This window comes from Pseudomonas sp. NPDC089752, from assembly GCF_044748725.1.
GTDB lineage: Bacteria > Pseudomonadota > Gammaproteobacteria > Pseudomonadales > Pseudomonadaceae > Aquipseudomonas.
On the sequence record NZ_JBIVGP010000003.1, the window covers coordinates 161,118 to 174,165 of the forward strand.

A 13,048-nucleotide genomic window follows, 5' to 3' on the forward strand; every position below is an offset into this window, starting at 1 on the left:
CGTGACCTTTTTTGGGGAGTGATGAACGGTGCAGGATGAGCTTCTGCACCAATATAGAGCACTATTGCTACGATTGTTGTGTGCAGAGTTGCAAAGTGGCCCGCAACAACGCCTGGTGGTGCAGCCAGTCATTGGCACGCTGCGCCAGTGCGTGTGACAGCTTGCGCTGACAGTCCTCTGGTTGCTGCTGGTCGAAGCGGCTCAGCTCTTTCAAGAGGCTTACCTGGAGCTTGTCCAGATGCGGCCGAAGATCTCTGGCGAGGTCCATGCGCGTGGCTGGCGGGCGATAGCCCATTCTCGTCCAGCGGTCGAGCAGGGTGTACTGGATAATCTTGTTGGCTTCGATCTGGTCAGTGAAGAACGCGGCGGCGCGCTCCGGGCTGAGGTTATGGTCGGGCGCCATCTCGCGAGCCTGCGACAACACCTGGGCCTCACGTCTGGTGGACTCGACCGGCAGATGCTTGTCCCATTTATGCACTGCGACCGAACTTGCCAGATTCAGTCGTTGTTCGATGCTGGTCAGCAATGGCGTAAATTCGGATGGCGAGGAGTGGGGAGTCTGACAGCCGACAAGGCCGATCGAGAGGCAGAGGGTGATAGGGATGAGGCGCATATGATCTCCTTATTCATGGAGACCTGATTGTGAGCGGGCTGACAATTTCTGAAGGTAGGATTCGTCCGACACTGGTGCTTGGAAAAACCAAAAACGGCCTTCAGAAGAAGGCCGTTTGGGGTGATGTCATCGACGCCAGGCGCCGATCAGATCAGCAGCTGTAGTACAGCTCATATTCCAGCGGGTGTACGAAGGTGCGGACCTTGATCTCTTCTTCGCTCTTCAGCTCGATGAAGGCATCGATGAAGTCGTCGGAGAACACGCCGCCCTTGGTCAGGAACGCACGGCCCTTGTCCAGCTCTTCCAGGGCTTCCTTCAGGCTGCCGCAAACTTGCGGGATGTCCTTGGCCTCTTCTGGTGGCAGGTCGTACAGGTTCTTGTCGGCAGCATCGCCTGGGTGGATCTTGTTCTGGATGCCGTCCAGGCCAGCCATCAGCAGGGCCGCGAAGGCCAGGTATGGGTTGGCCGATGGGTCCGGGAAGCGCGCTTCGATACGGCGGGCTTTAGGGCTGCCGACGTAAGGAATACGGATCGAGGCGGAGCGGTTGCGGGCCGAGTAGGCCAGCATGACCGGGGCTTCGAAGCCTGGGACCAGACGCTTGTAGGAGTTGGTCGACGGGTTGGTGAAGCCGTTAAGGGCCTTGCCGTGCTTGATGATACCGCCGATGAAGTACAGCGCGGTGTCGGACAGGCCGGCATAGCCTTCACCGGCGAAGGTGTTCTTGCCGTCTTTCCAGATCGACATGTGCACGTGCATGCCCGAGCCGTTGTCGCCGTACAGCGGCTTCGGCATGAAGGTAGCGGTACGGCCGTAGGCGTCGGCGACGTTGTGCACGACGTATTTCAGGGCCTGTACTTCGTCAGCTTTCTTCACCAGGGTGTTGAACTTGACGCCGATTTCGTTCTGGCCGGCAGTCGCCACTTCGTGGTGGTGAACTTCGACGACCTGGCCCATTTCTTCCAGTGCGTTGCACATGGCAGTACGGATTTCGTGGTCATGGTCGAACGGCGGAACTGGGAAGTAGCCACCTTTAATGCCAGGACGGTGGCCTTTGTTGCCGCCTTCCACGTCCGCGCCAGTCATCCACGAGCCTTGCTCGGAGAAGATCTTGAACATCGAACCGGAAATGTCCGACTGGAACTTCACTTCGTCGAAGATGAAGAACTCGGGCTCTGGGCCGGCGAACACGGTGTCACCGATGCCGGTGCTCTTCAGGTACTCTTCGGCGCGCTTGGCGATCGCACGTGGGTCGCGATCGTAGCCCTGCATGCTCGATGGGTCGACGATGTCGCAGGTGATGATCAGGGTTGGCTCTTCGGTGAACGGGTCCAGCACGGCGGTATCGTCGACCGGCATCAGGATCATGTCGGAGGCTTCGATGCCTTTCCAGCCAGCGATGGAGGAGCCGTCGAACATCTTGCCGACTTCGAAGAAGTCTTCGTCCAGGCCATCACGCGCTGGCATGGTCACGTGATGCTGAATGCCCTTGGTGTCCGTGAAACGCAGATCAATCCACTTGACGTCATGATCTTTGATGAGTTGAACCGACTTCGACATGTTGTCCTCCGGATGGTCTAGAGCGCGGTGGGCCGCTGCCCTGGAAAAAGGGTGATGCTGGGCGCGGATAGTCGGCCAAGCTTACCTGCCTCACAAGGGAGCAAATTGCATGCCAGTGCCCGAAAATGGCGAGGGCGGGATAAAAGGGGGCGTTTGCGGGCTTGTGATCAGTGATGGTGGCGGGAAATTGCACCCTTAGGAGGCAGGAAAATCGTCTTGAGCACCAAGTTGGTGCAATGCTTGAGGGTTGTGCTGTTTTTGAGGGCCTCATCGCGGATGAATCCGCTCCTACACGCACCTGTAGGAGCGGATTCATCCGCGAGAGGCCCGCACAGGCACCCACAAATACCCCTCCAGCATCTATCTCAAACCTTCTGATCAAAAGTTGCTCAAATCCTGAGCAATTTCCGCTATAATTCGCGCCCCTCATTTTCGGCAGGCCCTGCGCGCGCTGTTAAACCAATGAAACTTATCGTCAAAGTCTTCCCAGAGATCACCATCAAGAGCCGGCCGGTGCGCAAGCGCTTCATTCGCCAGCTCAGCAAGAACATCCGCAACGTGCTCAAGGACCTCGATCCTGAGCTCGCGGTCGATGGTGTCTGGGACAACCTCGAGGTGGTCACCCGCGTCGAGGACGAGAAGGTCCAGCGCGAGATGATCGAGCGCCTCACCTGCACCCCGGGGATCACCCACTTCCTGCAGGTCGAGGAATACCCGCTGGGTGATTTCGACGACATCGTCGCCAAGTGCAAGCAGCATTTCGGTCACCTGCTGGCCGGCAAGCACTTCGCCGTGCGCTGCAAGCGCGGTGGCCACCATGACTTCACCTCGATGGACGTCGACCGTTACGTCGGCAGCCAGCTGCGCCAACAGTGCGGCGCAGCCGGCATCGAGCTGAAGAACCCCGAAGTGCTGGTACGCATCGAAATCCGCAACCAGCGCCTGTACGTGATCCACAACCAGCACAACGGTATTGGCGGCTATCCGCTGGGCGCTCTGGAACAGACCCTGGTGCTGATGTCCGGTGGCTTCGACTCGACTGTGGCGGCCTACCAGATGATGCGCCGCGGCCTGATGACGCACTTCTGCTTCTTCAACCTGGGCGGCCGTGCCCACGAACTGGGGGTGATGGAAGTCGCCCACTACCTTTGGAAGAAATACGGCAGCAGCCAGCGCGTGCTGTTCATCAGCGTGCCGTTCGAAGAAGTGGTCGGCGAGATTCTCAACAAGGTCGACAACAGCTACATGGGCGTGACCCTCAAGCGCATGATGCTGCGCGGCGCCGCGCACATGGCCGATCGTCTGCAAATCGACGCGCTGGTGACCGGCGAGGCGATCTCCCAGGTATCGAGCCAGACGCTGCCGAACCTGTCGATCATCGATTCGGCCACTGACAAGTTGGTGCTGCGCCCATTGCTGGCCAGCCACAAGCAGGACATCATTGACCAGGCTACCGAAATCGGCACCGCCGACTTCGCCAAGCACATGCCTGAGTATTGCGGCGTGATCTCGGTAAACCCGACCACCCACGCCAAGCGTCACCGCATGGAACATGAAGAGAAGCAATTCGACATGGCCGTGCTGGAGCGCGCCCTCGAGCGTGCCAAATTCATTTCCATCGACCATGTGATCGATGAGCTGGGCAAGGACATCGAAATCGAGGAAGTGGCCGAGGCACTGCCGGGCCAGATCGTCATCGACATTCGCCACCCCGATGCCCAGGAAGACGAACCCTTGGCGCTGGACGGTATCGAAGTCCAGGCCATGCCGTTCTATGCGATCAACAGCAAGTTCAAGCACTTGGACCCTACGCGCCAGTACTTGCTGTATTGCGACAAGGGTGTGATGAGCCGTTTGCACGCACACCACCTGCTCAGTGAGGGACATGCCAATGTGCGTGTTTATCGTCCGACATAAGACGCCAGGGCTGTATGGCGGCAGCATCCGCCATCGCCCTCCCGACCGCCGGGCCTGCTGAGCCTTTTACCTTCATATTGGCCGCCTAGACTGGCGGCAACCGAATCCTCTGATCGAGATACAGTTGTGATCGAAAATCTGCGTAACATCGCCATCATCGCCCACGTTGACCATGGTAAAACCACCCTGGTCGACAAACTCCTGCGTCAGTCCGGCACTCTGGAGCGTAACGAGCTCAACGACGAGCGCGTCATGGACTCCAACGACCAGGAAAAAGAGCGCGGTATTACCATTCTGGCGAAAAACACCGCCATCAACTGGAATGGCTACCACATCAACATCGTCGACACCCCCGGCCACGCCGACTTCGGTGGCGAGGTTGAGCGTGTAATGTCGATGGTCGACTCCGTGCTGCTGCTGGTCGACGCCCAAGACGGCCCGATGCCGCAAACCCGCTTCGTGACCAAGAAGGCCTTCGAAGCTGGCCTGAAGCCAATCGTCGTGATCAACAAGGTCGACCGTCCGGGCGCGCGTCCTGACTGGGTTCTGGACCAGATCTTCGACCTGTTCGACAACCTCGGTGCCACCGACGAACAGCTGGACTTCAAAGTCGTCTACGCCTCGGCCCTGAACGGCATCGCCGGTCTGGACCACACCGAAATGGGCGAAGACATGACCGCCCTGTACCAGGCAGTCATCGACCACGTTCCAGCGCCAGCTGTAGACCGTGACGGCCCGTTCCAGATGCAGATCTCCGCACTGGACTACAACAGCTTCCTGGGTGTGATCGGCGTTGGCCGTATTGCCCGTGGTCGCATCAAGCCGAACACCCCGGTTGTTGCCATCGACGCCGACGGCAAGAAGCGTAACGGCCGTATCCTCAAGCTGATGGGCCACCACGGCCTGCACCGCGTCGACGTCGAAGAGGCCCAGGCTGGCGACATCGTCTGCATCAGCGGTTTCGACGAGCTGTTCATCTCCGACACCCTGTGCGACCCGACTGCCGTTGAGGCGATGAAGCCGCTGACCGTTGACGAGCCTACCGTTTCGATGACCTTCCAGGTCAACGACTCGCCGTTCTGCGGCAAGGAAGGCAAGTTCGTCACCAGCCGTAACATCAAGGACCGTCTGGACAAAGAACTGCTGTACAACGTTGCCCTGCGCGTTGAAGAAACCGACTCCCCAGACAAGTTCAAGGTCTCCGGCCGTGGTGAGCTGCACCTGTCGGTACTGATCGAAACCATGCGTCGCGAAGGCTTCGAGCTGGCCCTGGGCCGTCCTGAAGTGATCATCCGTGAAGTCGACGGCGTGAAGCAGGAACCGTTCGAAAACGTCACCATCGACATCCCTGAAGAATCCCAGGGCAAGGTCATGGAAGAGATGGGTCTGCGTAAAGGCGACCTGACCAACATGGTCCCGGATGGCAAGGGCCGTGTGCGCCTGGAATACAACATCCCGGCTCGCGGTCTGATCGGTTTCCGTAACCAGTTCCTGACCCTGACCAACGGTGCAGGCATCCTGACCTCGATCTTCGATCGCTACGACGCAGTGAAGTCCGGCCACATGTCCGGTCGTCAGAACGGCGTACTGGTTTCGGTCGAAACCGGCAAGGCGCTGACCTACTCGCTGGAAACCCTGCAGGCGCGTGGCAAGCTGTTCGTTGAACACGGCCAGGAGATCTACAACGGTCAGATCATCGGCCAGAACAGCCGCGACAACGACCTGGGCGTCAACCCTACCAAGGGCAAGAAGCTCGACAACATGCGTGCTTCGGGTAAAGACGAAGTGATCGCCCTGGTTCCGCCAGTTCGCTTCACCCTGGAACAGGCTCTGGAATACATCCAGGAAGACGAGCTGTGCGAAGTCACGCCGAAGTCCATCCGTCTTCGCAAGAAGATCCTGGACGAAAGCGAGCGTACCCGCGCTGCCAAGAAAGCCAAGAACAGCTAAGTTAGTTCTGGCTGAATGAAAACGCCCCCGGTCGAAAGGCCGGGGGCGTTTTTGTTTGTCTGCAGAATGTGCGCTGGCTTTGCTGGCCTCATCGCGGCTAAAGCCGCTCCCACAGGTACACCACAGATTTCAAGCCATGTGGTTTACCTGTGGGAGCGGCTTTAGCCGCGAAGAGGCCCTGACAGGCCATCAATCAGCGCGAGGCAACCTTCGGCTTGTAAGCACAATACCCCGGCCGCGGCCCGATCTTGGGGTGGTTGCGGCAGGTATCCGGGCGCTTGTCATAAATGGTGCACAGCCGGCTCTTACGATCCAGGTACATGCAGTCATCGTTGCTCATCCGGGTCAGGGTGAAAATCCCTGACTTCTGGTTGAAGCGCTCGATGATGCCTTCTTTCTGCAGGCGCTTGGCCACGTTCTTCGGCGGCTCGTCCTTTTCGAACTCGTCCACCACGCCGATGCGGATCAGGTCTTTGATCTTCACTTCCACGGGCAGCGTGCAGCAGGTCGAATGGCAGCCTCCGCACATATGGCTGGCGTAGCGCTGCCAGGTTTCCAGGCGGTCGACTTCGGCCGCGGCAATCAGGGTCGTTTTCATCTTTATAGGGGGTGGATCACGGTGTTGGGGCGCGCGATGATACCGGAGTTGTTCAATTTGTGAACAACCTTTTGCCGGATTGGCCATGGGAGCATGAAAACTGCGAACACAGGCTGCCACTCCCTGTCGAAGGGTCTAGTCTCAACAATCTCCCTGAGCTTTCGTTCTATTTGCCCGAGGAAACCGCATGTCCCAGGAACCCAAAGCACGTGATGCCGAGGTGGCCGATTTTCGCGCCGCTGTACTGGACAAGCTGACCTATGCGGTCGGCAAGGACCCGGAGCACGCCTTCGACCACGACTGGTTCGAGGCCATTGCCCTGGCCGCCCGTGATCACATGGTCGACCACTGGATGGACCACACCCGTCAGGCGTACCGACGCAGTCAGAAGCGGGTCTACTACCTCTCCCTGGAATTTCTCATCGGCCGCCTGCTGTACGACAGCCTGAGCAACCTGGGCTTGCTGGACATCGCCCGCGATGCGCTGGAAGGGCTGGATGTGGACCTGGAGCGCATTCGCTTGCTCGAACCGGACGCGGCACTGGGCAACGGCGGCCTGGGGCGCTTGGCGGCCTGCTTCATGGAGAGCATGTCGACCCTGGGTATCGCCGCCCACGGCTACGGTATCCGTTATGAACACGGGCTGTTCCGCCAGGCCGTGGTCGATGGCTGGCAACAGGAACAGACCGAGAACTGGCTGGATTTCGGCAACCCCTGGGAGTTCGAGCGCGCCGAGGTGATTTACCCGATCAGCTTTGGCGGCAGCGTTGAAACCGTGAGCGATGCTCACGGCGAGCAGCGCCAGGTCTGGTGGCCGGGCGAAACGGTGCGGGCGGTGGCGTATGACACGCCGGTAGTCGGTTGGCGCGGGGCCAGCGTCAACACCTTGCGGCTGTGGCGTGCCCGGGCGCTGGAAGAGCTGCACCTGGAGCGCTTCAACGCCGGTGATCACCTGGGGGCCGTGGCCGAAGTGGCGCGGGCCGAGAGCATCTCGCGGGTACTGTACCCGGCCGACAGTACCGAGGCCGGCCAGGAGCTGCGTCTGCGCCAGGAGTACTTCTTCGTCTCGGCATCGCTGCAGGACCTGCTGCGACGTCATCTGAACATGCACAAGGATTTGCTCAACCTGCCCGATGCGGCGGCGATCCAGCTCAACGACACGCACCCCTCGATCGCCGTGGCCGAGCTGATGCGGCTGCTGGTCGACCAGCATGAAATCCCCTGGGAAAAGGCCTGGGAGCTGACCGTCGGCACCTTGGCCTACACCAACCACACCTTGCTGCCCGAAGCGCTGGAAACCTGGCCGGTCGCGCTGATGGAGCGCATGCTGCCGCGGCACATGCAGATCATCTATCTGATCAATGCCTTCCATATCGATGCCCTGCGCGCGAAGGGCCTGCACGACTTCGACGTGTTGCGTTCGGTGTCGTTGATCGAAGAGGACAACGGCCGCCGGGTGCGCATGGGCAACCTGGCGTTCCTCGGCTCGCACAGCGTCAACGGGGTGTCGGCGTTGCACAGCAAGCTGATGAAGAGCACGGTGTTCGCCGAGCTGCACAAGCTCTATCCGCAGCGGATCAACAACAAGACCAACGGCATCACCTTCCGCCGCTGGCTGTATCAGTCCAACCCGCAACTGACCGCCATGCTGGTCGAGGCCCTGGGCCCGGAGCTGCTGGACGACGCCGAGGGACGGCTGGCCGATCTGGTGCCCTTTGCCGACAAGGGCAGTTTCCGCAAGCAATTCGCCGCACAGCGCCTGCACAGCAAGCGCGCGCTGGCCAGCATCATCCAGGACCGCGTGGGCGTCACGGTCAACCCCGAGGCGCTGTTCGATGTGCAGGTCAAGCGCATCCACGAATACAAGCGCCAATTGCTCAACCTGCTGCACACCGTGGCGCTGTACCAGGCGATCCGCAACGACCCCGGCACCAACTGGGTGCCACGGGTAAAGATTTTCGCCGGCAAGGCCGCAGCCAGTTACCACCAGGCCAAGTTGATCATCAAGCTGGCCAATGACATCGCCCGTGTGGTCAACAACGACCCCACGGTGCGTGGCCTGCTCAAGGTGGTGTTCCTGCCCAACTACAACGTCAGCCTGGCCGAGAGCATCATCCCTGCGGCGGACCTTTCGGAGCAGATCTCCACGGCAGGCTACGAGGCCTCGGGCACCAGCAACATGAAGTTCGGCCTCAATGGCGCATTGACCATCGGCACCCTCGACGGTGCCAACGTCGAGATGTGTGAACAGGTGGGCGCCGACAACATGTTCATCTTCGGCCTGACCGCACAGCAGGTCGAAGCGCGCAAGCGGGCCGGTGATTTCGGTGCCAGCGCCGCGATCGCCGCCTCCAATCGCTTGAACGATGTGTTGCAGGCGATTCGCAGCGGTGTGTTCTCGCCGGATGATCCGGGGCGTTATGCCGGGCTGATCGACGGGCTGGTGGCCTATGACCGCTTCCTGGTGTGTGCCGACTTCGATGCCTACTGGGATGCCCAGCGGCGTGTCGAGGAGCTGTGGCACACGCCGCAGGAATGGTGGCGGATGGCGGTGCTGAACACGGCGCGGATGGGCTGGTTCTCTTCGGACCGGACCATTCGTGAATATGCGACCGATATCTGGAAGGCACTGGATTGAGCGTTTGGGGCTGCACCGCAGCCCCACTCGACAGCCGGCCTGGCCAAGGCTGAACTACCGACCTATTGTGCCGTCTGACTGCCCAGGCGAGTCTCTTCGCTCGCTAGCATTCAACTCTCCCTGTAAACTGCGGGGGTTTAATCCCCCAATCCGTTCGGAGCCATACATGTCCCGCGTTACCCTGAGTCGCTATCTGATTGAGCAGACCCGCAGCAACAGTACCCCTGCCGATCTGCGCTTCCTGATCGAAGTGGTGGCGCGTGCGTGCAAGGAAATCAGCCACCACGTGTCCAAAGGCGCCCTCGGCGGCGTGCTGGGCAGCATGGGCACCGAAAACGTGCAGGGCGAAGTGCAGAAGAAGCTGGACGTGATTTCCAACGACATCCTGCTCGAAGCCAACGAGTGGGGCGGTCACCTGGCCGGCATGGCCTCCGAAGAAATGGACAATGCCTACCAGATCCCGGGCAAATACCCGAAAGGCGCCTACCTGCTGGTCTTCGACCCGCTGGACGGCTCGTCGAACATCGACGTCAACGTGTCGGTCGGCACCATCTTCTCGGTCCTGCGTTGCCCTAACGAATACCTGAGCCAGAACGAAGCCCTCAACGAAAACGCCTTCCTGCAGCCAGGCACCCAGCAGGTCGCCGCCGGTTACGCCATCTACGGCCCGCAGACCATGCTGATCCTGACCCTGGGCAATGGCGTCAAGGGCTTCACCCTGGACCGCGAGCTGGGCAGCTTCGTCCTGACCCACGAGAACATTCAGGTTCCGGCCACCACCGCCGAATTCGCCATCAACATGTCCAACCAGCGCCACTGGGAAGCCCCGGTACAACGCTACGTTGGCGAGCTGCTGGCCGGCGAGACCGGGCCGCTGAAGAAGAACTACAACATGCGTTGGATCGCCTCGATGGTGGCCGACGTGCACCGCATCCTCACCCGTGGCGGCCTGTTCATGTACCCGCGCGATGCCCGCGAGCCAAGCAAGCCGGGCAAGCTGCGCCTGATGTACGAAGCCAACCCGATGTCGTTCATCATCGAACAGGCTGGCGGCGCCTCCACCAACGGTTACGAGCGCATCCTCGACATCAAGCCGGAGAGCCTGCACCAGCGCGTGTCGGTCATTCTCGGCTCGAAGGAAGAGGTCGAGCGCGTCACCGCCTATCACAAGGAGTAAGTCATGCTCGCACCTTGGCAGCCGTTGCTGGAATGGTGGTTCGGTTGGGGCACCAGTGCCCAGGCCGTGGCTGACGAGAAGAGCACGCTATGGTTCGGCAAGCATCACGATGCCGACGCCCAGGCCATGTTCGGCGACCTGGTCGAGCAGGCCCTGGCGGGCGGGCTCGAAGAGTGGCAGCAGAGCCCGCAGGGCTGGCTCGGCCTGCTGATCCTGCTGGATCAGCTGCCACGCATGATCTACCGCGACACGCCGCGTGCCTTTGAAGGTGACCGACGTGCTCAGGTGGTGGCGATGCAGGGGCTGCAGAAGGGCTGGGATTACCAGTTGCTGCCGATCCAGCGGGTGTTCGTGTTGCTGGTGCTGGAGCATGCCGAGGTGCTGGACTGGCAGAACCTGAGCGTCGAGCGCTATCAGGTGCTGCTCGATGAGCAGCCTGAAGCGCAACGGCGCTTGTTCGAAGGTTTTCTCGACTACGCCGAGCAGCATCAGCGGGTGATTGCCCGGTTTGGGCGTTTCCCGCATCGCAACCTGATGCTGGAGCGGCCGAGTACCAGCGAAGAGATGGATTTTTTGCTGGAGCCTGGGTCCAGGTTCTAGGTCGCCTCTACCGGCCTATTCGCGGGGCAAGCCCGCTCCCACAGAGATTGCACCAACCCTGTGGGAGCGGGCTTGCCCCGCGAAGGCAGCACCGCAGAACTCAGATCCTGAAACTGCCCACCAGATGCTTCAACCGATCGACCTGATGTTCCAGGTCGGTGCAGGCACGCAACGTGCTCTGCAGGTTCTGCACCCCTTCCTGATTCAACGTATTGATCTCGGTAATGTCGACATTGATCGACTCGACCACGGCCGTCTGCTCTTCGGTAGCGGTAGCGACCGACTGGTTCATGCCATCGATTTCACCAATGCGCTGAGTCACGCTGCCCAGGCGCTCGCCCGCCTGGTTGGCGATGCCCACGCTGTGGTCGCTATGCTCACGGCTCTGGTTCATGGTGCTGACGGCCATCTGCGCGCCGGCCTGCAGTTCTTCGATCAGGCGTTGCACTTGCTGCGCCGACTCCTGGGTGCGGTGTGCCAGGTTGCGCACTTCATCGGCGACCACGGCAAAGCCACGGCCCGCCTCACCGGCGCGGGCGGCCTCGATCGCGGCGTTGAGCGCCAGCAGGTTGGTCTGCTGCGAAATGCCGCTGATCACATCAAGAATCTGGCCGATGTTGGCAGTGTGGGCATTGAGCGTTTCGATATTGCCGCACGAGTCGCTGATGCGCGCCGACAGCTGGTTCATCACGTCGATGGTGCGCCCGACCACTTGCTGACCCTCTTCGGCCAGGCCCCGTGCATCGCTGGAGTGCTGCGACGCCAGTGCCGCGTTCTGGGCGATTTCCTGCGCGGCGGCGCCGAGCTGGTTGATGGCAGCCGCCACGCTGCTGGTGCGGCTGGATTGCTGATCGGCGTTATGGATCGAAGCATTCGAGGCACTGACCACCTGGGTCGCCACCGCGTTGACCTGGCCAGTGGCCGAAGCCACTTCACGGATCGACTCGTGAATGCGTTCGACGAAGCGGTTGAACGACTGGCCAAGGCTGCCGAATTCGTCCTGGGCGTGGATGGTCAGGCGCCGGGTCAGGTCACCTTCGCCTTCGGCGATGTCATGCATGGCCCGGCCCATCAGGTGCAGCGGCTCCATCAGCACGCGGATCAGCAAGCCGAGCAGGGCGATGATCACCAGCACGGCGATCAGCGTGGCGACCATGGCCGAGCTGCGCAGCTCGCTGAGCATGGCGAAGGCCGCATCCTGGTCGACCACCAGTGCCACGTACCAGTCGGCCGAAGGCACGCCATCGACGTGGGTGAAGCTGATGAACTGCTTGCGCCCGTCCAGTTCGACTTCCTTCAGGCCTGTGCCAATACGTGGCGTGTCGACAGGATAAACGTCGGCCAGGGTCTTGAGCGCGAGTTCTGCCTTCGGGTGGATGAGGATCTTGCCCTCGCCGTTGACGATGAAGGCGTGGCCGTGGCCATCGAAGTCGAGGGTGTTGATGAGTTTGCTGATGGTTTGCAGGTCGGTGTCGACACCGCTGACGCCGATCATCCGGCCCGCCTGCTGCACGGGGGTGGCCAGGGTGATCACCAGTTTGCCGGCCGAGGCCGAGATGTAGGGCTCGGTCACGATGGTCCGGTTGGCGGCGCTGGCCGCCTTGTACCAGCCGCGCACCCGCGGGTCGTAGTCGGCGGCGCGGCTGCCGACCGGCACCGATTGCATGCTGCCGTCCTGGCCGCCGAAGTAGGTGAGCTGGAAGTTGCTGGCATACACCGGCAGCGCCAGGCTGCGGTCGAGGCTGGTTTTGCCAGGGCCGTCGACGGCGATCTGTTGCGCCAGCGAGTCGAGCAGCTGGATGCGGCTGTCGAGCCAGTTGCCAATGTTGCCGGCGGTGAGGCTGCCGAGGTCCTGCAGGTTGGTCTGGGTATCGCTGCGCAGGGACTGGCGCTGGCGATAGTCGTTGAACAGCACGAAACAGGTAAAGGCGACGGCCACCACCAGGGCGGCGGCGAGCAGGATCTTGTGGCTGAACTTCAGGTTCTTGGTCATTTTT

9 protein-coding genes are annotated in these 13,048 nt (G+C 61.0%); 5 read left to right on the forward strand and 4 right to left on the reverse strand.

Annotated features, from left to right (window positions below):
* Positions 1 to 67 precede the first annotated feature (67 nt).
* The gene (locus ACIPZF_RS06070; protein WP_400796468.1) at positions 68 to 613 is read right to left on the reverse strand and encodes a chorismate mutase; all 546 of its coding nucleotides are present in this window, start codon (positions 611 to 613) and stop codon (positions 68 to 70) included.
* A gap of 151 nt (positions 614 to 764) precedes the next feature.
* Positions 765 to 2,171 (reverse strand): type I glutamate--ammonia ligase, encoded by a 1,407-nt coding sequence (glnA, locus tag ACIPZF_RS06075; protein ID WP_400796471.1) that lies wholly within the window; start codon positions 2,169 to 2,171, stop codon positions 765 to 767.
* A gap of 462 nt (positions 2,172 to 2,633) precedes the next feature.
* On the opposite strand from glnA, the gene thiI reads away from it, so the two are divergent.
* Both thiI and typA read left to right on the forward strand, forming a co-directional pair.
* Positions 2,634 to 4,088 (forward strand): tRNA uracil 4-sulfurtransferase ThiI, encoded by a 1,455-nt coding sequence (gene thiI, locus ACIPZF_RS06080; protein ID WP_400796474.1) that lies wholly within the window; start codon positions 2,634 to 2,636, stop codon positions 4,086 to 4,088.
* 126 nt (positions 4,089 to 4,214) lie between these two features.
* On the forward strand, positions 4,215 to 6,038 hold the full coding sequence (gene typA, locus ACIPZF_RS06085; protein ID WP_016489590.1) for a translational GTPase TypA: 1,824 nt from the start codon (positions 4,215 to 4,217) through the stop codon (positions 6,036 to 6,038).
* Positions 6,039 to 6,231: 193 nt separating this feature from the next.
* Here the strand turns inward: typA and ACIPZF_RS06090 are convergent, their stop codons facing one another.
* Complete coding sequence (locus tag ACIPZF_RS06090) at positions 6,232 to 6,636, reverse strand: YkgJ family cysteine cluster protein (protein ID WP_400796477.1); 405 nt, start codon at positions 6,634 to 6,636, stop codon at positions 6,232 to 6,234.
* Positions 6,637 to 6,823: 187 nt separating this feature from the next.
* Here ACIPZF_RS06090 and ACIPZF_RS06095 point away from each other — a divergent pair, with 187 nt between their 5' ends.
* From ACIPZF_RS06095 to ACIPZF_RS06105, 3 genes are all read left to right on the forward strand, one after another.
* Complete coding sequence (locus tag ACIPZF_RS06095) at positions 6,824 to 9,274, forward strand: glycogen/starch/alpha-glucan phosphorylase (protein ID WP_400796480.1); 2,451 nt, start codon at positions 6,824 to 6,826, stop codon at positions 9,272 to 9,274.
* A gap of 166 nt (positions 9,275 to 9,440) precedes the next feature.
* The gene (locus ACIPZF_RS06100; protein ID WP_400796483.1) at positions 9,441 to 10,451 is read left to right on the forward strand and encodes a class 1 fructose-bisphosphatase; all 1,011 of its coding nucleotides are present in this window, start codon (positions 9,441 to 9,443) and stop codon (positions 10,449 to 10,451) included.
* Positions 10,452 to 10,454: 3 nt separating this feature from the next.
* A complete protein-coding gene (locus ACIPZF_RS06105; RefSeq protein ID WP_400796486.1) occupies positions 10,455 to 11,051 on the forward strand; it encodes a DUF924 family protein in 597 nt (198 codons plus the stop codon).
* Between the two features lie 100 nt (positions 11,052 to 11,151).
* Here ACIPZF_RS06105 and ACIPZF_RS06110 read toward each other — a convergent pair whose 3' ends face one another.
* On the reverse strand, positions 11,152 to 13,044 hold the full coding sequence (locus ACIPZF_RS06110; protein WP_400796489.1) for a methyl-accepting chemotaxis protein: 1,893 nt from the start codon (positions 13,042 to 13,044) through the stop codon (positions 11,152 to 11,154).
* Positions 13,045 to 13,048 lie beyond the last annotated feature (4 nt).

What these genes read in the sequence shown, in the direction of transcription:
- glnA (WP_400796471.1), bottom strand. Translation starts at nt 2,171, where the DNA reads ATGTCGAAGTCGGTTCAACTCATCAAAGATCATGACGTCAAGTGGATT.
- ACIPZF_RS06095 (WP_400796480.1), top strand. Translation starts at nt 6,824, where the DNA reads ATGTCCCAGGAACCCAAAGCACGTGATGCCGAGGTGGCCGATTTTCGC.
- ACIPZF_RS06105 (WP_400796486.1), top strand. Translation starts at nt 10,455, where the DNA reads ATGCTCGCACCTTGGCAGCCGTTGCTGGAATGGTGGTTCGGTTGGGGC.
- ACIPZF_RS06110 (WP_400796489.1), bottom strand. Translation starts at nt 13,044, where the DNA reads ATGACCAAGAACCTGAAGTTCAGCCACAAGATCCTGCTCGCCGCCGCC.
- ACIPZF_RS06090 (WP_400796477.1), bottom strand. Translation starts at nt 6,636, where the DNA reads ATGAAAACGACCCTGATTGCCGCGGCCGAAGTCGACCGCCTGGAAACC.
- ACIPZF_RS06070 (WP_400796468.1), bottom strand. Translation starts at nt 613, where the DNA reads ATGCGCCTCATCCCTATCACCCTCTGCCTCTCGATCGGCCTTGTCGGC.
- ACIPZF_RS06100 (WP_400796483.1), top strand. Translation starts at nt 9,441, where the DNA reads ATGTCCCGCGTTACCCTGAGTCGCTATCTGATTGAGCAGACCCGCAGC.
- thiI (WP_400796474.1), top strand. Translation starts at nt 2,634, where the DNA reads ATGAAACTTATCGTCAAAGTCTTCCCAGAGATCACCATCAAGAGCCGG.